At 60.8% G+C, this 18,229-nt stretch carries 17 protein-coding genes and 1 tRNA gene; 6 read left to right on the forward strand and 12 right to left on the reverse strand.

The genetic code is table 11. The features are described 5' to 3' along the window. Nucleotides 1–95: 95 nt before the first annotated feature. From BLR31_RS10410 to BLR31_RS10420, 3 genes are all read left to right on the forward strand, one after another. A complete protein-coding gene (locus tag BLR31_RS10410) occupies nt 96–719 on the forward strand; it encodes a CvpA family protein (RefSeq protein ID WP_090595807.1) in 624 nt (207 codons plus the stop codon). A gap of 216 nt (nt 720–935) precedes the next feature. Then, entirely contained in the window at nt 936–2,396 is a 1,461-nt protein-coding gene (gene purF, locus BLR31_RS10415; protein WP_090596204.1) for an amidophosphoribosyltransferase, read from the forward strand. A gap of 1 nt (nt 2,397) precedes the next feature. Then, complete coding sequence (locus BLR31_RS10420; RefSeq protein WP_090595810.1) at nt 2,398–3,129, forward strand: SDR family NAD(P)-dependent oxidoreductase; 732 nt, start codon at nt 2,398–2,400, stop codon at nt 3,127–3,129. A gap of 66 nt (nt 3,130–3,195) precedes the next feature. Here the strand turns inward: BLR31_RS10420 and der are convergent, their stop codons facing one another. Together der and BLR31_RS10430 are read right to left on the reverse strand one after the other, a co-directional pair. Beyond that, nucleotides 3,196–4,665, reverse strand: coding sequence for a ribosome biogenesis GTPase Der (gene der, locus BLR31_RS10425; protein WP_090595812.1), 1,470 nt, complete (start codon nt 4,663–4,665; stop codon nt 3,196–3,198). Between the two features lie 3 nt (nt 4,666–4,668). Beyond that, the gene (locus BLR31_RS10430) at nt 4,669–5,442 is read right to left on the reverse strand and encodes a tetratricopeptide repeat protein (protein WP_090595815.1); all 774 of its coding nucleotides are present in this window, start codon (nt 5,440–5,442) and stop codon (nt 4,669–4,671) included. 98 nt (nt 5,443–5,540) lie between these two features. Between BLR31_RS10430 and BLR31_RS10435 the strand changes: the two genes are divergently transcribed. After that, entirely contained in the window at nt 5,541–6,053 is a 513-nt protein-coding gene (locus tag BLR31_RS10435) for a helix-turn-helix transcriptional regulator (RefSeq protein WP_342027588.1), read from the forward strand. A 27-nt stretch (nt 6,054–6,080) separates the two neighbouring features. Next, nucleotides 6,081–6,248, forward strand: coding sequence for a WYL domain-containing protein (locus BLR31_RS22220; RefSeq protein ID WP_483145417.1), 168 nt, complete (start codon nt 6,081–6,083; stop codon nt 6,246–6,248). Nucleotides 6,249–6,298: 50 nt separating this feature from the next. Here the strand turns inward: BLR31_RS22220 and BLR31_RS10440 are convergent, their stop codons facing one another. From BLR31_RS10440 to BLR31_RS10480, 9 genes are all read right to left on the reverse strand, one after another. Then, the gene (locus BLR31_RS10440) at nt 6,299–7,816 is read right to left on the reverse strand and encodes an aldehyde dehydrogenase (NADP(+)) (protein WP_090595818.1); all 1,518 of its coding nucleotides are present in this window, start codon (nt 7,814–7,816) and stop codon (nt 6,299–6,301) included. A gap of 189 nt (nt 7,817–8,005) precedes the next feature. Further along, nucleotides 8,006–8,611, reverse strand: a complete 606-nt coding sequence (locus tag BLR31_RS10445) for an ABC-type transport auxiliary lipoprotein family protein (protein WP_090595820.1) — start codon at nt 8,609–8,611, stop codon at nt 8,006–8,008. A 40-nt stretch (nt 8,612–8,651) separates the two neighbouring features. Next, nucleotides 8,652–10,319, reverse strand: coding sequence for an MlaD family protein (locus BLR31_RS10450; protein WP_143009371.1), 1,668 nt, complete (start codon nt 10,317–10,319; stop codon nt 8,652–8,654). Between the two features lie 5 nt (nt 10,320–10,324). Beyond that, entirely contained in the window at nt 10,325–11,101 is a 777-nt protein-coding gene (locus BLR31_RS10455) for an ABC transporter ATP-binding protein (protein WP_090595826.1), read from the reverse strand. Nucleotides 11,102–11,103: 2 nt separating this feature from the next. Continuing rightward, nucleotides 11,104–12,243: an MlaE family ABC transporter permease gene (locus BLR31_RS10460; RefSeq protein ID WP_090595828.1), complete on the reverse strand. Its 1,140-nt coding sequence runs from the start codon at nt 12,241–12,243 to the stop codon at nt 11,104–11,106. A 550-nt stretch (nt 12,244–12,793) separates the two neighbouring features. Next, a tRNA-Ser gene (locus BLR31_RS10465) sits at nt 12,794–12,883 on the reverse strand. A 43-nt stretch (nt 12,884–12,926) separates the two neighbouring features. Beyond that, complete coding sequence (yddG, locus tag BLR31_RS10470; RefSeq protein ID WP_090596206.1) at nt 12,927–13,847, reverse strand: aromatic amino acid exporter YddG; 921 nt, start codon at nt 13,845–13,847, stop codon at nt 12,927–12,929. An 89-nt stretch (nt 13,848–13,936) separates the two neighbouring features. Then, a complete protein-coding gene (locus tag BLR31_RS10475) occupies nt 13,937–14,905 on the reverse strand; it encodes a quinone oxidoreductase family protein (protein ID WP_090595831.1) in 969 nt (322 codons plus the stop codon). Between the two features lie 7 nt (nt 14,906–14,912). Beyond that, nucleotides 14,913–16,076 (reverse strand): TerC family protein, encoded by a 1,164-nt coding sequence (locus tag BLR31_RS10480; protein ID WP_090595834.1) that lies wholly within the window; start codon nt 16,074–16,076, stop codon nt 14,913–14,915. Nucleotides 16,077–16,282: 206 nt separating this feature from the next. Here BLR31_RS10480 and BLR31_RS10485 point away from each other — a divergent pair, with 206 nt between their 5' ends. Continuing rightward, entirely contained in the window at nt 16,283–17,437 is a 1,155-nt protein-coding gene (locus BLR31_RS10485; RefSeq protein ID WP_090595837.1) for an FAD-dependent monooxygenase, read from the forward strand. 50 nt (nt 17,438–17,487) lie between these two features. Here BLR31_RS10485 and BLR31_RS10490 read toward each other — a convergent pair whose 3' ends face one another. Further along, complete coding sequence (locus BLR31_RS10490) at nt 17,488–18,171, reverse strand: invasion associated locus B family protein (RefSeq protein ID WP_176762605.1); 684 nt, start codon at nt 18,169–18,171, stop codon at nt 17,488–17,490. Nucleotides 18,172–18,229 lie beyond the last annotated feature (58 nt).

An 18,229-nucleotide genomic window follows, 5' to 3' on the forward strand; every position in this document is an offset into this window, starting at 1 on the left:
TCAGTGTAAGTGCTGGAAATCCCAAGCAATCGCTTGGCTTTGCCACATTTAACCGCTAAACGAGCCCAAACAGGGCCTGCTGGAGAGACTGCCTCATGCTGACCGCCTTCGACATCGCCGTCGGTATCCTCGTTCTGATTTCCGCATTGCTGGCAACAGCGCGCGGTTTGACGCGCGAAGTGCTATCGCTCGTGACATGGGCGGGCGCGGCTGCCTTTGCGGCGTATATGTTCTTTTATCAGCCCCAGATCGCGCAGGAATTCGTTGCCGATCCGCTGTGGGCGAACATCGCGACAGTGGTCGTAAGCTTCCTTCTGGCGCTGATCCTCCTGCATCTTCTGACCATGAAGATCGGCGACTTCATCACCGACAGTAAGCTGGGGCCGCTCGATCGGACGCTCGGATTCGTTTTCGGCGCGCTGCGCGGCATTCTGATTGCCGTGGTCGTCGTAATTTTTGCCGACTGGCTGATTGGCGAGAACCCACCCAACCTCTTGTGGTATGGCGAGGCACAGTCTCTGCCGACGCTCCGCTCGATGGGCGATGGCCTGATCTCGTTGCTGCCGGAAAACCTTGAAGAGCAGGTCAACGATCTGCTTCAGGGCGGCGGTCCGGTCGAGGAAATGGGCGATGCTTCGGTTGCACCCGAGACGCCTGAAGCGCCGCCGGTTCCTGCAACCGAGGTGCCCGAGGCTGTTCCGCCCGCACCGGGTGCGTAATCGGCGTTCACCTTGCGGTGATTATCGCCTGGCCTATCGTGGCCGTGTTGACTTGAAACGAGCGGAGGCGTAAGCCCCCGCTTTAACAACCGGGCATTGACGTTTCATGGCTGCGGCTGGCTGGTTTGCCCATGACACGTCCTCGCACTCATGGTGGACATATTGAGCACGACTGGCGCACCCACAGGCGATCATCTCTCCGGATTGGCTCTTGAAATGGATGGCGACACGCTGCGCGAAGAGTGCGGCGTGTTTGGCATTCTGGGTCACCCCGACGCAGCGGCACTCACCGCACTTGGACTCCATGCTCTTCAGCATCGTGGCCAGGAAGCTGCCGGGATCGTTTCATTCGATGGCAAGCGGTTCAGTTCAGAACGTCATCTCGGCCTTGTCGGCGATCATTTTACCGATGCACAGACCCTCGGGCGGCTGCCCGGCAATATCGCCATGGGCCATGTGCGCTATTCGACGACCGGTGAAACCGTGCTGCGTAACGTGCAGCCTTTGTTCGCCGAACTCGAAGTCGGCGGTATCGCGATCGCGCATAATGGCAACCTCACCAATGGGCTTTCTCTGCGCAAGCGGCTGATCGCCCAGGGCGCGATTTGCCAATCTACGTCAGACACCGAAGTCGTACTGCACCTGATTGCGCGCTCGCAGCGGACCGGATCGGCCCAACGGCTGATCGATGCGCTCGGCGCGATCGAGGGCGCGTACGCGATGGTTGCGATGACCCGCACCAAGCTGATCGGTGCGCGTGACACCAATGGTATTCGGCCCCTTGTACTTGGCGATCTCGACGGTAAGCCGATCTTTGCATCGGAGAGCTGCGCGCTCGATATCATCGGCGCGAAATTCGTGCGCGATGTCGAAAACGGCGAAATCATCGTCTGCGAGATGCAAAAGGATGGCTCGATCAGCATCGACAGCTTCAAGCCATTCAAGCAGAAGCCCGAACGCGTTTGCCTGTTCGAATACGTCTATTTTGCGCGGCCGGATTCCGTGGTTTCGGGCCGTTCTGTCTATCAGTCGCGCAAGAACATGGGTATCAACCTCGCCAAGGAAGCGCCTGTGGAGGCTGACGTGATCGTGCCGGTGCCTGATGGCGGCACACCTGCGGCGCTTGGTTATGCGCAGGAGTCGGGTATTCCGTTCGAATACGGGATCATCCGCAATCACTATGTGGGCCGGACGTTCATCGAGCCGACGCAGTCGATCCGTGCGCTTGGTGTAAAGCTCAAGCATTCGGCCAACCGCGCGGTGATCGCTGGAAAACGGGTCGTTCTCGTCGACGATTCGATCGTACGCGGGACCACCTCGCTCAAGATCGTGCAGATGATCCGCGACGCGGGCGCTAAAGAAGTGCATATCCGCGTCGCCAGCCCGATGATCTATCATTCGGACTATTACGGCATCGACACGCCGGATCCTGAAAAGCTGCTGGCCAATCAGTATGCGACGCTCGAGGACATGTGCCGCTATATCGGCGCAGATTCGCTTGAGTTCCTCTCGATCGACGGGCTGTACCTGGCCGTGGGCGGCGCCAAGCGTGACCCAAGGGCGCCGCAGTTTACCGATCACTATTTTACCGGCGACTATCCGACGCCGCTTACCGATCTCGAAGGGCGCGACACGAGCGATCCCAAGCAGATCTCCATGCTGAGGGAAGCCGTCTAGTATGACAGATACCAAGGATCTTGCCGGCCGCGTGGTACTGGTGACCGGCGCTTCGCGGGGGCTGGGCTATGCAGCGGCCAAGAATGCCGCGCTACGTGGCGCGCACGTGGTCGCCGTGGCGCGTACAGTCGGCGGGCTTGAAGACCTTGATGACGAAATCCAATCCATGGGGTCGTCGGCAACGCTGGTGCCGATGGATCTGACCGATGGCGAGGCCATCGATCGGCTCGGCGCCGCGATATTCGAGCGCTGGGGGCAGTTGGACGGGCTGATCGGAAACGCCGGGGCGCTTGGGGTACTGTCGCCCCTGCCCCATATTCAGCCCAAGGATTTCGGTAGCGTGTTCGCCGTGAACGTCGCCGCCAATTATCGGCTGATCCGGTCATTCGATCTGCTTTTGCGCCAATCCGACGCCGGGCGTGCGGTTTTCGTCTCGTCCGGGGCAGCGTTGTCGGCGAAGCCCTATTGGGGGCTTTACGCGGCTTCCAAGGCCGCGCTCGATGCGATGGTCAAAGCCTATGCGGGCGAAATGGCCATCACTGAGGTCAAGGTAAACGTGTTTTATCCCGGCCAGGTCCGCACGGCGATGCGGGCCAAGGCGATGCCGGGTGAAGATCCGCAGAGCCTGCCGTCGCCCGACGATGTTGCGCCGAAAATGGTCGACCTCGTTTCGCCGGCATACGAGAAGACCGGCATGCGGGTCGATGTTCTCAAGGGTGAAGAACCGCTCTGATTTATCCGCGTTGGATGAGCGCCGGACGCGACTCAATCGCATAAGGCCAGCGCTCAAACGCCTCTCTTATTTCTTGTCGTCATCCACATACGGGTTCTTGCCGCCGCGAACCCAGAGGCGGATCGGTGTCCCGGGGAGATTAAAGTCCTGGCGGATGCCGTTGACGATGTAGCGCTGATACGCCTTGGGCAGCGCATCGGGCCGCGAGGCGAAGACGATGAAGCTGGGCGGGCGGGTCTTGGCCTGGGTCATGTAGCGCAGCTTGAGGCGACGTCCCGAAACCGCCGGGGGCGGGTGATGCTCGGTCATGGCAAACAGCCAGCGATTGAGTTTGGCGGTCCTGATCTTGACGTTCCAGACACGTTCGATCTCAAAGATCGCCTTCATCAGCTTATCGATATTGCGCCCCTGAAGGCCCGACATCGTGACGAGTGGAATGCCGCGCAACTGAGGCAGCAGGCGCTGGCACTCTTCGCGCAGCTCCATGAGCTTGGCGTTCTTGTCTTCGATCAGATCCCATTTGTTGATGGCGATGACCATGGCGCGGCCTTCGCGTTCGACCAGATCGGCGAGCGCCAGATCCTGCTTTTCGAACGGAATGGTGGCATCGAGCAGAAGAACCACGACCTCGGCATACTGGATCGAGCGCAGGCTGTCGGCGACCGAGAGCTTCTCAAGCTTGGCCTGCACGCGGGATTTGCGGCGAATACCCGCGGTATCGACGAGGTTGATGACGCGACCCTGCCATTCCCACGGCACCATGATCGAGTCGCGTGTGATACCGGCCTCGGGGCCGACCAAGAGGCGGTCTTCGCCGACCATGCGATTGATGAGCGTCGACTTGCCGGCATTGGGGCGCCCCACGATGGCGACATTGAGATAGCGATTTGGATCCCAGCGCATGGGAGCCGTATCCCCGGTCTGGTCTTCGCCCTCATCCTCGTTGACGTCGACATCGACGGCGGGCTTTTGCACCATGTCGAAATCGAATTCAGCCTCGGCAGCGGCCGCAGCTTCGTCCTTTTCTGCATCGATGCGATCGACGGCCTGCGAGATCACCGTATAGAGGTCGGCGAGGCCAAGGCCATGTTCCGCCGACAATGGGATGGGTTCGCCAAAGCCGAGGTTGAACGCCTCGAGCAGACCCGGCTCGGCCGCCCTGCCCTCCGCCTTGTTGCCGACGACATGAATATCCTTGGACGCGCGGCGCAAAAGACGGGCAAAATGTTCGTCGGTCGGCGTCAGACCGGCGCGGGCGTCGAACATGAACAAGATGACATCGGCGTCTGCGATGGCGATCTCGGTCTGCTGGCGCATACGCGCTTCAAGACTGTTGTCGTTGGCGTCTTCGTAGCCGGCCGTGTCGACGAGCGTGAAGGTCAGGTCGCCAATGCGGCCCAAACCTTCGCGCCGGTCGCGCGTGACGCCTGGGGTATCATCGACGATCGCGAGCTTCTTGCCCACGAGCCTGTTGAACAGCGTGGATTTTCCGACATTGGGGCGACCGACGATGGCAACGGTTACGTTGGTTGTCATCTCTTACTCGGCGGCCGGAACGACTGGTGTATCAAGACCTTCTAGATCAAGCGCTTCAAGATCGAGCGATTCCAGAGCGGCCTCGGCGGCAGAATCGGGATCGAGGATGTCTTCGCTGACTTCCACGCCGGTGGAAGCCAGCTGTTCGAGATAGACAAAGGCACGCAACTGCATGTCCTGGCCGGCCAGCGGATCGGATGCCATCTGTTCGAACAGAGCGCGAGCATCATCGACGTTGCCGGCTTTATAGTGAGCGAGGCCGAGGGCCTCGCGTGCGCTGTTGCGGAGCGCGCTGTCTTCTCCGGTCAGCGAGCCGACACGCGTTTCGACGGCGGCGACATCGAGGTGGTCAACGGCGAGATAGCCGGCGAGCACATAGGCGAGTTCGCGCAGGCGCGGTTGATCGAGACCTGCGGCCAAAGCATCATAAGCAGCAATCGCGCCTTCCGCATCGCCTGCCGCCGAGAGCACGCGGGCCTGATGGAAGCGCGCGAGCGTTGCGTAGCCCTCTGGGCCATCGGCTTCGAGCTCGGAGAGAGCGGCGGTCGCGGCATCCAGGTCACCCGATTCCACGAGCGCAACGGCGGCGTAGTATTGGTCGGATGCAGTAGCAGCGGTCGAGGTGCGCCACCACTTCCAGACCTCATTGGCCCCGACCAGCACGACGATGAGCAGGGCGCCACCGATTACGAACGGGGCGAACCGCCGCCAGAAGGCTTTCAGCTTATCGCTGCGCAGCTCTTCTTCGACTTCGCGCAGGAAGGAATCTTCACTCATCAGGGTACCCGAATTGTCCAAAATTTTGCCGGACAATAGAGGGCCGCCCCCTATAATGCAATCATCGCAGACCCCGGATTCGCTTAAGATTTCAGCCCATGGACAAGACCGAACGCCTGTTTGCCATCATGGACGCCCTGCGCCGCCACCGACGCCCGGTGACCGCCGCGCAGCTTGCGGAAGACCAGGGCGTATCAGTGCGCACGCTCTATCGCGACATCAAGACGTTGATCGGGCTCGGTGCGCCGATCGATGGCGAGGCCGGCATGGGCTATATGCTGCGACCGGGCTTTTTTCTCCCTCCGCTGATGTTTTCGGTCGAGGAGCTCGAGGCGCTGGTGCTTGGCGCCAGGTGGGTCGAGGCGCAGCCAGATGTCGAGCTGTCGCGGGCGGCGCGCAATGCTCTCGGCAAAATCGCGACGGCATCACCGGACGATTTGCGCGACAAGATCGCCGATACCGGGCTGTGGCCGGTGTTGATCGGCGGGCAAGAGCGCGCGCTACCGCTTATGAGTCTCGTTCGGGAAGCCATGCGGACGGAACGCGCACTGGAGATCGAGTATCAAGACGAAGTGGGATCGATGTCGCGGCGTGCCATCTGGCCGCTATAGCTAGGATACTATGAAAATAAGCAGATTGTGGCCGCTTGGTGCACGCTAAGGCAGGACTTTCGGCATTTTCGGACCGACCGTATCAACGCGGCTGAACTGACCGGCGAACGGTTCGGCAAGCGACGCAGCCATTTGGCGAAGACATGGGAAGAGACCTGGCTGAGGCATCGTTCTTCGGACTGGCAGGAGGACTAAAAAAAGCCCCGCTCGATGGCGGGGCTTTTCATTTCAGTTGTTAGCGACGATCAGTTGCGCAGATCTTGGGGCAGCAGTGCGTCGGGGATGTTCTGGTAGCTGACCGGACGCAGGAAGCGGCGAATGGACAGCGTGCCGACCGAGGTATGGCCGAAATTGGTCGAGGCGGGATAAGGGCCACCATGGACCATTGCATCGGCGACTTCTACGCCGGTCGGGAAGCCGTTGGCCAGGATGCGGCCTGCCTTGCGCTCAAGGATCGGCATCAAGGACTGTCCGATTGCCGTGTCGCCGTCGTCAAGGTGGATGGTGCAGGTCAGCTGACCCACGAGGCTTTTGGCGATGGTCTGCATTTCGTCTTCGGATGTGACGCGAACAACGAGCCCGAGTGGGCCGAAAACCTCTTCGCCGAGTTCGTGGTTGGCCAGCCATGTTTCGCCAGTGGTCTCGAAGAGATAAGGCGTAGCGTTGCGCATCTCGCTGTTCGAGGTCAGAAGTTCCTCGACGCCTGACGAGCCGGCGATACGATCACGCCCGTCGCGGTACGCCTTGGCGATGCCGTCAGTCAGCATGGTCTGGGGACCAACCTCGGATAGCGCGGCCTTGGCAGCGGACACGAAAGTATCGGCGTCGGGGCTGTCGATCACGACTGCAATACCGGGATTGGTGCAGAACTGGCCCGCACCCATGGTGAGCGAGCCTGCCCAACCCTTGCCCAAGGCTTCGCCGCGGGCCCTTGTGGCTTCGGGCAGAACGAACATGGGGTTGACCGAACCGAGTTCGCCAAAGAACGGGATGGGCTCTGGGCGTGCTGCGCAAAGATCGAACAGCGCCCTGCCCCCACCGAGCGAACCGGTGAAGCCTACAGCCTTGATGTCGGGGTGCTGGACGAGCGCAGAACCAACATCGCGATTGCCGCCCTGGATCAGCGAGAAAACGCCGGGGTGAAGGCCGAGCTTTTCGCGCGCTGCATTGATCGCTTCGGCGACGATCTCGCCCGTGCCCGGATGGGCAGAGTGGCCCTTGACGACAACGGGACAACCCGCTGCAAGCGCCGCGGCGGTATCGCCACCCGCTGTCGAGAAGGCGAGCGGGAAGTTGGAGGCGCCAAATACGGCCACTGGGCCAATGGGGCGCTGGACCATTTTCAGATCAGGACGCGGGGCCGGCTGCCGGTCGGGAAGTGCTTCATCGTGACGAACGTCAAGATAGGTTCCAGCTTCGATATGCGATGCAAAGAACCTGAGCTGGCCGGTCGTCCGACCGCGTTCGCCATTGAGGCGGGCTTCGGGCAGTCCGGTTTCCTGAGTGCCGATTTCGGTGATCGCTTCGGCGCGGGCCTCGATCTCGTCGGCAATAAGGTTGAGAAATTTGGCGCGGTCGGCGCGGGAGGAATAACCATAGGACCAGAACGCCTCTTCGGCGGCCTTGGCCGCGCGATCGACCAGCTCAACCGTGCCCACGGCAAACTCATGCGAAGGGCCGGAAGCGGGTTCAGAGCTGAACGTTTTCTCCCCAGCAATCCAAGTGCCCGCAATCAAGTGCTTGCCGTGCGGTGTGAACGTCATCGCCTGTCCTCGTCATCTGTGTGGTAAAATCACCCGCCTGCACCGGCGGTCATGAATAAGTATGATAATTGGGAGCGCACCATGGCATTTTCAACCCCGGTTTGGCCAGAGCCAATGTGGTGAAATGCCTTACGACTTCCGGCCTAGGTATAGGACATCTCGCCCGATCTTAGCCGCATCGGCGACGGCCTAGGCGCGTGCCGCCGTCCATGCGACGACCTGGCGGAGCACGTTATCAAGTGCGGTATTAAGCGCCCCGACGACCACCACCTGGTTGAGCGAGGTGGAGCCGACATCTGCCGAAAACTCCTCGCTTGCCATGACCCTGCGCGAGCGGTCATCGACGAGCTGGATGGCGAGCGCTACGCGCGCCAGCGCTGTTCCGTCGGTGGTGTCGAGCTCGAACGCGCGTATGTCGGTGGAGAGGATGATGTCGAGCGCCACGGGATCGGTGGGCTTGCCGATATTTGTCACGCCGGCATCGCGAAAGGCTTGCAACATGCGCGTCTGCACGAGCAGTGGCAGGCGGTCGGACCATTGAGAGTCCTGCAGATAGCTCAGAATGCCGCCGGGCTGGCGGACCACGATGCGCTGGCTGTCATAGGTGGCGATCGTCGATGGCTCGCGCACGACGACCATGCGGGTCGATCTGCGGGCAACAGATTGTGGCGCGCCGGGGGTCAGGTCATAGGTAACCGGGGCCGAGGCACCGAGGCTTACGCACCCCGCCAGAGCCGAAGTGAGGCCTATTGCCGAAAACGATAGAAATGTACGCCGGCCGAATTTCGCAGTCATATCTCATCCTCTACTGTCAGCCAGCGGGCCGTAAAATCGGTCACGGAGCGAAATCACGCACTGTCTCGCCGCCAAATACAAGCGACTGGGGATTGCTCTCGATCTGGTTCATAACGCGATTGAAGAGCTGAAGGCTCCGCACGGCCTCATTGGCAAGCGTCGTGTAGGCGCCCAGACCGTTATTGGTGAAGGTCGTAATACCATTCGAAATGGCGGCGGTGCGCTCGTCCAACGCGTTTGCAAGGCTTTCGACCGAATTTGCCGCCGACCCGATATTGGCAATGAGGGCGGCGCCCTCTTCGGACGACGCCATGGCATTCAGGCGCTCGGAAAGATCGCGGATAGAATTGGCGGCAGCGCTGAAATCGGCGAAGAGGTTCTGCCCGTCATCGGATGCCACCATGCCATCGACGCGATCGATCAACTGGCGAAGCGATGTTGCCGTCGCACCGATTTCCTCAAACAGCATACGTCCGTCTTCGGTGGTTACCATTTCGTCGACGCGGGCGATGATGGTGTCGACACGCTCGGTGGCCGTTCCCAGCGTTTCGGTGAAATCGCGCGTGTTGGCGAGAATTCTGTCGACGTTCTCTGCATTGCTGCCCAACGCAGCCGAGAAGGAATCGATGTTTTCCATGGCGCGACCGATCACTTGCGGATCGATCGCAGCCGACGCCCGATCGAAGAGTTCGAGCGTACCTTGCAGCCCGTCCGACACGCCGGACAAATTGCTGGCCAGCGCACGCGCATCGGTAAAGAAACCCTCGATGTTCTCGGTGTTCTGCGCAAGGGTCTGCGCAAAGGCACCGATGTCGGCAATGGTCATACGCACGTCGTCAGCGGGTACGGCAGCGACGATGGCGCGCACCTCCCCGGTCAGAAGTCGCAATTCGTCAGACAGCGGACCGATCTGGTCGGCCGTACGCGTCATCGACGACAGGAAGCCGTTAATCCCATCCGAGTTCGCAGCCAGCGCGTTCGAGAAGGTTTCGGCGTTTGCGATCGTCGTCGTCAGGCTCTCGCGATTGCTGGCGACCAGCATTTCCAGCTCGCTGAACGTGTTGGTCACACTTTCGAGCGTGCCGCGGACATTGGTGACGATAGCGTCGAAATCCGAGCCATCCCCTGCTCCTTGCACCAGATTGGCGAGGCCGCTGGAGAGTTGGTCGATATTGTTGAGGGTCGATGCAAGGCTATCCTCGTTGGAGGCGAAGAAGGTCTCGATGCGGGCAAAGGTTGATTCGGCGCTGGCGATGATGTCCCTCGCGCCCTCCATAATGAGCTGGAAGTCGGACGCTTCGCCTTGCATCGTCGCCATGGTCTGCCCCTCGGGCGGAACGAGGCGTCCAGCTTCGAGCGACCCGCCGAGCAATTGAATGTTGGCGATGCCGGTCAGCCCCTGAACTTCGAGGATCGCGCGCGTGTCGTTCATGACCGGTGCGTCGGCTTCAACGCCAATGCGTGCCAGAACCTGGCTGGGATCATCGGGGTTGATCGAAACCGCTTCCACGGTGCCCACCCGAATACCGTTGAAGAGAACGTTGGTCCCTGCCCCAAGGCCAGTCACCGCGCCGTCAAAAACGATGCGATACGCTGCGCGTTCGCGCACGCTGTCGGCGATGGAGAACCAGTAGATGAAGCCCATAAACCCGACGACGACGAGGGTCACGAACGCGCCTACAATGGCATAGTTTGCTTTGTTTTCCATTGCGTTCAACTTTTCTCGAGGTGCCGGGCGCGCGGACCGTGGAAATAATCTTGCAGCCAGGGGTCGTCAGAATTCATCAGTTCAGCCAGCGTCCCGACTTCGAGCAATTTGCCACTCCCCAGAGCCGCTATACGGTCGCAGACCGTGACGAGACTGTCGAGGTCGTGGGTCACCATATAGACGGTAAGGCCGAGCGCGTCTTTGAGGCTCAAGACAAGTTCATCGAACCGCGCGGCACCGATGGGATCAAGGCCGGCCGTCGGTTCGTCCAGAAAGACGATGTCGGGATCGAGCGAGAGCGCGCGCGCCAGAGCGGCCCTTTTGATCATGCCGCCCGAGAGCTCGGAGGGATAAAGATTTTCCGCGCCCACCGGCAGACCTACCAGATCGATCTTGAACCTTGCGATGTCGCGGCGCAGTTTTCTCGGCATGTCGAGGTGTTCACGCAGGGGAAACTCGACGTTTTCGAGCACGGTAAGCGCAGAAAACAGCGCACCTTGCTGGAAGAGGACGCCCCAGCGACGCTCGATTTCCACGCGCTGCTTACGGGGCAGTGCCGAATATTCGCGGCCCAGAACCTCGATCGTGCCTGAGCGCTTTGGCAGCAAGCCGATGACCGTCCGCAGCGTCACTGACTTGCCGGAACCCGATGGGCCGATGACGCCCAATACTTCGCCGCGGCGGACATCGAGGCTGAACCCGTCGATGACGTTGCGGCCGTCAAAGCCCACAACGAGGTCGCGGATCGAGATGATGGGATCGGGCGTAGTTGCATCGATCATGATCAAAAACCGATCGCTGCAAAGAACATGGCGAAAACGCCATCGGCGACTATGACGAGAAAGATGGCCCGGACGACGGATGCTGTCGTGTGACGTCCAAGCGATTCGGCGCTGCCTGCGACCTTGAAGCCTTCATTGGTGGCGACGAGCCCGATGATGATCGCCATGACGGGTGCCTTTATCAACCCAACCATGAGGGTCCGGAGATTAAGCGCGCCCTGCAACCTGTCGAGAAAGATATCGAGCGGTATGCCGCCATAGATGAGCGCGACGATCGCGGCGCCGGCGAGGCCGGATAGAGCGCCGATAAAGGCCAGGAATGGCAGGCCAATCAGAAGCGCTACCATGCGCGGCAGGATCAGGGCCTGATAAGGATCGACGCCCATGACCGAAAGCGCATCGAGTTCTTCGCGCATCCGCATCGAGCCGAGTTCGGCGGTGATGGCGGATCCTGAGCGACCGGCGATCATGATGGCGGCGAGCAACAGGCCCACTTCGCGCAGCATCAGGATGGCGGCGAGATCCACCACGTAAATCGCGACGCCGAAATTGTTGAGCTGAAGGATCGATTGCTGGGTGACAATCGCGCCGACGACGACTGAGATCAGAACGACAATGGGCACCGCGCGAAGAGCGATCAGGTCGAACTGATTGACCAGGGCCGCGAATCGGAACGGGGCGCGGAAGGTCAGCGTTGCGCCGGCCGCGGCGAGCGTTCGTCCCAGCACCGCATGGATGGATACGAGGTCGGAAACCGCGTTAGCGGTCATATGGCCGAGGGCATCGAACGGGCGCACCAATGACGGTAGGCGCTTGCGCGGCTCGGCGGAATGGACTTCGAGGGTGTTGACGTGCCCGAGCAATGCCGCCTGTGAGGGCGTTGCGCCGGTGATCGAGGTTTCGACGTCAGAGCCATACGCCGTGCGGCGCTGCGCAAGCATCAGCGCCCCGACCGTATCGATGGAAGAAACGCCCGCGAGATCGAATTGCACGGCTTGGGGTTTTGGGTGGCGCGCGAAGGCGTCGTCGACGCGCTTTTGCATCTCGCGCGCCCAGCGCGTCGTCCATGCGCCCGACAAGCGTGCAACGAGCGTGGTCCCGGAGCCGGAAATCTCGATATGGGGATCGTCCGGATCGGTCATCAGCTCTTCTGCCACTCTCCCTGCCAAGTCCTTGCGACTGCCGCGTTTATTACCACGACGCGCCAACAATGTCTCAAGTCGCGCTGGTCACGAAAAGGCAATCATGCGTCAATGGCGCCGAGTGATGCATTTCTGCAATGGACCGGGCTGACACTACGGCGTTCTGGCGATCGACGCCTGGTGGGCGGCGTAGCCCTATTCCGGTTCTTCGTCGCGTGGCTGCTCGCCCAATGGCCAGTTTCGGCTGCGGCCATTGGTTAGCACGTCGACCGTGCCGAGAATGATGATGAGCGGACCGAGGAAAAACCACATCCACGCTATCCGAAGACGGTGCAAGATGGGGGCAGGATGGCCTGACATGACGGAACCTGGGCGTTTGCGGGAACCGTGATCGATGCGCGCATTGCGTCGATCACGTGGGCGTTCCAGGCACGTGCCAGGCTCGCTCGAATGAGAGCACGGGTCATTGCAAGCGTCAAATGAAATTCGTGGTTAACCTCAGCGTGCCCTTCGGGTGCTGAACGCACATTCGCGGTGGTGGCGAAAAAGATGGCGGGTGGGAGGAGATTCGAACTCCCGAGACGCTCTCACGCCCGCCGGTTTTCAAGACCGGTGCAATCAACCACTCTGCCACCCACCCGCTGGGTATCGGACCGACGCCGGTCCGGTTGATCGGTGCCGGTTTAGCCGTTCATTCTCTGGCTGTCCAGTGGATCGGGGACGGGCGCCGCTATGGGTGGTTTGCGTCGTCCGATCATGTCCTTGCTGGCAAGGACTGCGCCGCCGGTGATCAGGATGCAGGCTAGCGCGATAGGCACAGTTAGTGTGCTGATGCCAAAGACGATGAGAAGCAGGGTCGAGAGAAGCGGCGCGGCATAGCTGGCGGCGCCGAGAACCTGGATGTTGCCGTGTTTAACGCCATAGTCCCACACGAAAAATGCGCCGCCCACTGGCATCAATCCCATGCCGATCACCGCAAGCCATTCGACAGTTCCGCTCGGCATGACCGTTTCTTCGAGTGTGAGATGGCAGACCAGTGAGAGGACAGCGGCAGCAGCGCAATACCAAGTGACCATCCGGGTGGGCACGGCAGCATAGCGACGCGAGAGGAGCGAATAGGCCGCCCATGTGATCGCGGCGAGAACGGCGATGCCGTATCCAAACGCAAATTGGGGGTCGAAAGCGAAACGCCCGCCCTGCGAAACGATCAAGACAGTACCCGCCAAACCAAGCAGCGCGCCGGCGATATGGTGCCATTTCAGCCCCCCGCCGGGCATGAGCGCAGAGCCAAAAACGATTAGTAGCGGCCAGAGATAGTTGATGAGATTGGCTTCAACGACGGGCGCGTTGCGGACTGCCGAAAAGTAAAAGAAGTGGTAGCCAAACAGACCACCGACGCCGATCACCCAAGCCATGGCGGGGACCTTGGCGGGAGTCGTGGCTGAAGCCCGCCGTGTCGCGACCAATCCGATAACGGTTGCGATGGAGAAAGAGAATGCGCAGAGAAGGAAGGGCGGAACGCTGCCGGACAGGCTCGAGAAGAGCGCCAATAGCGCCCACATCAAGATTGCGAGAAAGCCAATCAGCGTGGCGCGCACGGTCATTTCAAACATCTCGGGACAAGAGAAAAGGCGCCGATCGCGCGACGCCCTTTCATGCACTAGCATGGGTCAGCCGATAGAAAAACCGGCGATTATGGAATGAGGATCGTAGAGCCGACGGTCTTGCGGCCCTCGAGAGCGCGATGGGCGTCCGCGGCGTCGGCAAGGCTGAAGCGTTGGCCGATATGAGGCTTGATCGCGCCGGATTCGACGGCCCCAAACAGCGCTTTGGCGCCCGCCAACAGGGCGTTGCGCTCTGCGAAATAATGGGCGCCCAGTGGGCGAGTCAGAAACAGCGAGCCTTTTCGCGCGAGGATGCCGAGGTCCGGGACCGTGACCGGGCCAGTTGCGTTTCCGAAGCTGACCATGAGTCCCAGCGGGCGGAGACAATCGAGGGATTTTTCAAACGTTGCCTGCCCGACCCCGTCATAGACGACATCCACGCCCTTGCCGCCGGTCAATTCGCGCACGCTAACCGCAAAGTCCTCACTCGTGTAATTGATGACTTCATCGCAACCATTGGCGAGCGCGAGTTCGACCTTTTCCGGGCTGCCAGCGGTGCCGATCACACGGGCGCCGATCGATTTGGCCCATTGGCCGGCGATCAGGCCCATGCCGCCGGCTGCCGCATGGAAGAGGATGGTTTCACCAGCGCGCACCGGCCAAGTGAGAAACAGCAGATAATATGCGGTCAGGCCCTTGAGCATGATTGCCGCAGCGGTTTCGTAGTCGATCGCATCGGGCAAGAGCACAGCCTTGGCGGCCGGCATGATGCGCTCTTCGCAATAGGAACCGATCGTGCCTTGATAGGCGATGCGGTCGCCCGGCTTGAAACTCGTTACACCAGCACCGACCGATATTACCTCGCCAGCGCCTTCCGAGCCGGGGATCAACGGCAGCGGATTGGGGTAGAGGCCAGTACGATGGTAGGTGTCGATGAAATTGACGCCAATGGCATGGTGGCGAACGCGGATTTCGCCCGACCCGGGCTCACCGATTTCGTGTTCGCGATAGCTGAGGGCCTCGGGTCCACCAAACTGATCGACGAGAATTGCTTTCATACCAGGTCTACTCTCTCTTCTTGCTGCCCGTGCGAAGCCGTTCGGGTCGACGTTGCACCGGCTTCCGTTTCGGGCGCGACTTTGGCACAGGGCTATCGGAAACGCCAAGTGGCCGTTCGTCGGAGTCCGGCAGATCGCTTTTGTCTAGGGTTTCGACCGGCTCTACATGTTCGATCATTGGCTCGATGGGCGTTTCGACCGTGTCCTCCGGCGTTTCGTCGGGTTCGAAGGGATCCGTCTCGACGGTCTCGATCTCGGCCTCTGTGCTCTCGGGTTCGACCACTTCAGGGTCGGGCACGAGCTCAACCGATTCGATCTCGTCGCGTGGCGGCTCAGGTTCGAAGACGGGCTCTGTCCTGACCTCGGCAAATTTCGGCACCGCAGCGCTCGCTGCAACGACCGGCTCCGGTCCGGTCATGGCGGGCTCTTGCGGGGAAACGCTCGTATGGTCAGCCTTATGCCTTGCGATCCTCAACGCCTTTGAGACAGCGAGAATGATTACGGCGAAGGCGATAGCGAGATAGAGATATGGACGGGCAAGCTCCATGCCCAAACCGTCAGCCACCAGCATGATGCCGGCCATCAGGAGAATTGCGAGCGCCAGTGCCTTGACTGCCGGGTTGGCGCTCACAAACGCGCCGATCCTGTCGGCGGCTACATAGAGCACCGCCACGGATGCAATTGCCGCGATGGCCATAGCCCAGACATATGGACTAAGGCCCATGGCCATAATCACCATGTCGACCGAAAGAACTGCTTGGATTAGCGCGATCTGAGCGACGGCAAGAGCCAACCCTTCCGGCACGGATGGCGGCGTCTCAGCAGGCGCGAAGGATGGTTCGACCAATGCGTGAAGGTCGGTCACGGCCCTATAAATCAGAAACAGACCACCGGCGATCAGGATCACTTCACGCCAGCTTGGCGCCCACCCGGCCAGATCAAACGCTACGCGCTCGAGGCCGAGCATCCAGGCGACGATAAACAGTATGACGAGCCTGAAGACGGCTCCGACAATCAGGCTGACGCGAAGCACCTTGTGGCGATGGTCTTCGGGAAGCTGGGCGGTCATGCCCGAGGTATATCGAACATTGTCGGCGCCAAGCACCAACTCCATGCCGATCAGCAGCGCTATGCTTGCCCAGAACGCGGGCTGAGCAATCAGGTCCAGCATTTAATGCCCTCATTTGTGAGAATGGCTAATATCACGACTGCCCCGCCGCCCGTATCGCTCCACCGTTTAGCAGAAACTGTAGAGCGCGCCCGCACCCTCACGGGCAACCAAGGCAACAAAGCGGCAAAATGTCCAGAGTATAAGCAGTTTGCTTGCCGCCAGATGCCCGCACGCTTATCTCTTGGAAGACCGAAACGAGGTGTAACATGACGGCGCATACCCAGATCGCGGTAATCGGTGGTGGACTAGTAGGCAAGGCTGCGGCGGTCGCAAGCGCCCGCGCGGGGTTTAAAACGGTCCATATTGCGCCGGCCGCGCCGGAGGATCGGCGTACGTCAGCGCTGATGCAGCCGTCGGTCGACTATATGCGTGCAGCGGGACTGCTCGACGATCCAGACGCCTCCGGGGTGCCATTGCGGCGCATCAGAATCATCGATGCGACGGAGCGTATGTTGCGCGCACCTGAAACGATGTTCGATGCGCGAGAAACGGGGGTGGATGCGTTCGGATGGAATTTTGCCAACACGGAACTCAACGCGCGTTTTGCAGCGTCCGGTGATGCATTGGCAGACCTTTCCACGCGCCAGGCAAGCCTCTCGACAGCGTCGCGCGACGGTGCCCTGTGGTCACTCGAACTCGATGATGGGACGCGTCTCACCGCTGATCTGGTGGTCGGGGCTGACGGGAAGAAGTCTAGAGTTCGGGAGCTGGCGGGTATTGGCGTACGCGAGAAGGTGTATCGGCAGTCCGCGCTTGTATGCGATCTCGATCTCGGACGCGCGCTGGATGGCGAGTCGGTGGAATTTCACTACCCCAATGGACCCTTCACGCTGGTTCCGGCCGGCGGCACGAAAGCCAATCTGGTCTGGATCGACCTGCCCGACACACTCGAGGCGGCGCGAGCGGATATCGAAACGCTGAAACGGGCGCTTCTCGATAAATCCCAGCACCTGTTCGGCGCGCTCAATCCCCTCTCGGCGAGCTTTATCTTTCCATTGTCTTCTCTGTCGGTGGAGCGCGCCGGAAAAGACGGGGCGGTTCTGGTTGGCGAAGCGGCCCACGCATTCCCCCCCATTGGCGCGCAAGGGCTCAATCTGGGGCTTCGCGACGTGGCCAATCTCGATCGCTGTCTTTCGGCTGCAAACCCAGCGGCCTGGGGATGGGCAGACGGCGTGGCGCGGAGCTATGCAGCGGGCCGAAAGGATGATCTGACGCGGACGGGACTGTTCGTCGACGGCTTGTTCACGTCCCTCCTCTCCCCGCACCTCCCCGCCCAGGCGCTCCGCACAGCCGGCCTATGGTCGTTGAATGCCATTCCCGCACTGCGGCGGCGCGCCATGGCTTTTGGACTGGGGCAATAAAAAACGGGCGCCAGGGGCGCCCGTAAAATCTTTGAAACTGCCGCGCAGATTTACTGAGCGGGTGCTGCTTCTGCCGGAGCGGGTTCGGCAGGAGTTACAGGCGCTTCCATCTGCTCGCGCAGCTGGTTGGCACGATCCTGCAGAACGGTCTCGAGAACGTTCTCGGTCGAGTTGGCCTGATTCAGCTCTTCGATGCTGATGCCTTCAGGATTGTCATAGACAGAGGTGAACCCGGCCAGGGTGATGGTAACCGTAATGTCTTCGTTCTGGCGGTTCTTGGCGATGAGCTTGAGTTCGGCGCCGCGCTTGAGGCTCTGGATGTAGCTTTCGTTGACGACGAGCTGCGCGGAACACGCCTGCGGGTCACAGAGCATGTAGGGCACGCGCACGGGCTTGCCACCATCGATCTGCCAGGAGAGGCCAAACGGGAGCAAAACACCGATCGGCACAGAGGCCACAGCCAACAAGCGGCTTTCCTGGCTCGGATCGTTGCGGAGCAGGAACGAGCCGGTGAAGACGCCAGTGTTGGTGACGACCTGGCGTATGATACAAGCCTGGCCGCCCTCATCAAGGTCGGAACAGACCTTGATCCAGTTGTCTTCGGCGGCAGCTGTCTCGGTCGCGGACAAATCAACGACGCCCGCGCCGGCGTCCTGCGCAAATGCTGCGCCCGCCATGGAAATCGTCAGCCCCGCGGCAACAGCGCCTGCCAGCATCGCATTGAAGAGTTTCATAGAATTTCCTGTTGCTCTGGGCGGGATTTCTCCCACCGGAATCATGAGTTTCGGATAC

The organism is Pelagibacterium luteolum (genome assembly GCF_900100665.1).
Taxonomy (GTDB): Bacteria; Pseudomonadota; Alphaproteobacteria; order Rhizobiales; family Devosiaceae; genus Pelagibacterium; species Pelagibacterium luteolum.

Bases quoted from the DNA above. Each gene is read 5' to 3' on its own strand.
- yddG (WP_090596206.1), bottom strand. From the start codon at position 13,847: ATGACCGTGCGCGCCACGCTGATTGGCTTTCTCGCAATCTTGATGTGG.
- BLR31_RS10480 (WP_090595834.1), bottom strand. From the start codon at position 16,076: ATGCTGGACCTGATTGCTCAGCCCGCGTTCTGGGCAAGCATAGCGCTG.
- BLR31_RS10445 (WP_090595820.1), bottom strand. From the start codon at position 8,611: ATGACTGCGAAATTCGGCCGGCGTACATTTCTATCGTTTTCGGCAATA.
- BLR31_RS10475 (WP_090595831.1), bottom strand. From the start codon at position 14,905: ATGAAAGCAATTCTCGTCGATCAGTTTGGTGGACCCGAGGCCCTCAGC.
- BLR31_RS10460 (WP_090595828.1), bottom strand. From the start codon at position 12,243: ATGACCGATCCGGACGATCCCCATATCGAGATTTCCGGCTCCGGGACC.
- der (WP_090595812.1), bottom strand. From the start codon at position 4,665: ATGACAACCAACGTAACCGTTGCCATCGTCGGTCGCCCCAATGTCGGA.
- BLR31_RS10435 (WP_342027588.1), top strand. From the start codon at position 5,541: ATGGACAAGACCGAACGCCTGTTTGCCATCATGGACGCCCTGCGCCGC.
- BLR31_RS10490 (WP_176762605.1), bottom strand. From the start codon at position 18,171: ATGAAACTCTTCAATGCGATGCTGGCAGGCGCTGTTGCCGCGGGGCTG.
- BLR31_RS10420 (WP_090595810.1), top strand. From the start codon at position 2,398: ATGACAGATACCAAGGATCTTGCCGGCCGCGTGGTACTGGTGACCGGC.
- BLR31_RS10485 (WP_090595837.1), top strand. From the start codon at position 16,283: ATGACGGCGCATACCCAGATCGCGGTAATCGGTGGTGGACTAGTAGGC.
- BLR31_RS10410 (WP_090595807.1), top strand. From the start codon at position 96: ATGCTGACCGCCTTCGACATCGCCGTCGGTATCCTCGTTCTGATTTCC.
- BLR31_RS10430 (WP_090595815.1), bottom strand. From the start codon at position 5,442: ATGAGTGAAGATTCCTTCCTGCGCGAAGTCGAAGAAGAGCTGCGCAGC.
- BLR31_RS10440 (WP_090595818.1), bottom strand. From the start codon at position 7,816: ATGACGTTCACACCGCACGGCAAGCACTTGATTGCGGGCACTTGGATT.
- BLR31_RS10455 (WP_090595826.1), bottom strand. From the start codon at position 11,101: ATGATCGATGCAACTACGCCCGATCCCATCATCTCGATCCGCGACCTC.
- purF (WP_090596204.1), top strand. From the start codon at position 936: ATGGATGGCGACACGCTGCGCGAAGAGTGCGGCGTGTTTGGCATTCTG.
- BLR31_RS10450 (WP_143009371.1), bottom strand. From the start codon at position 10,319: ATGGAAAACAAAGCAAACTATGCCATTGTAGGCGCGTTCGTGACCCTC.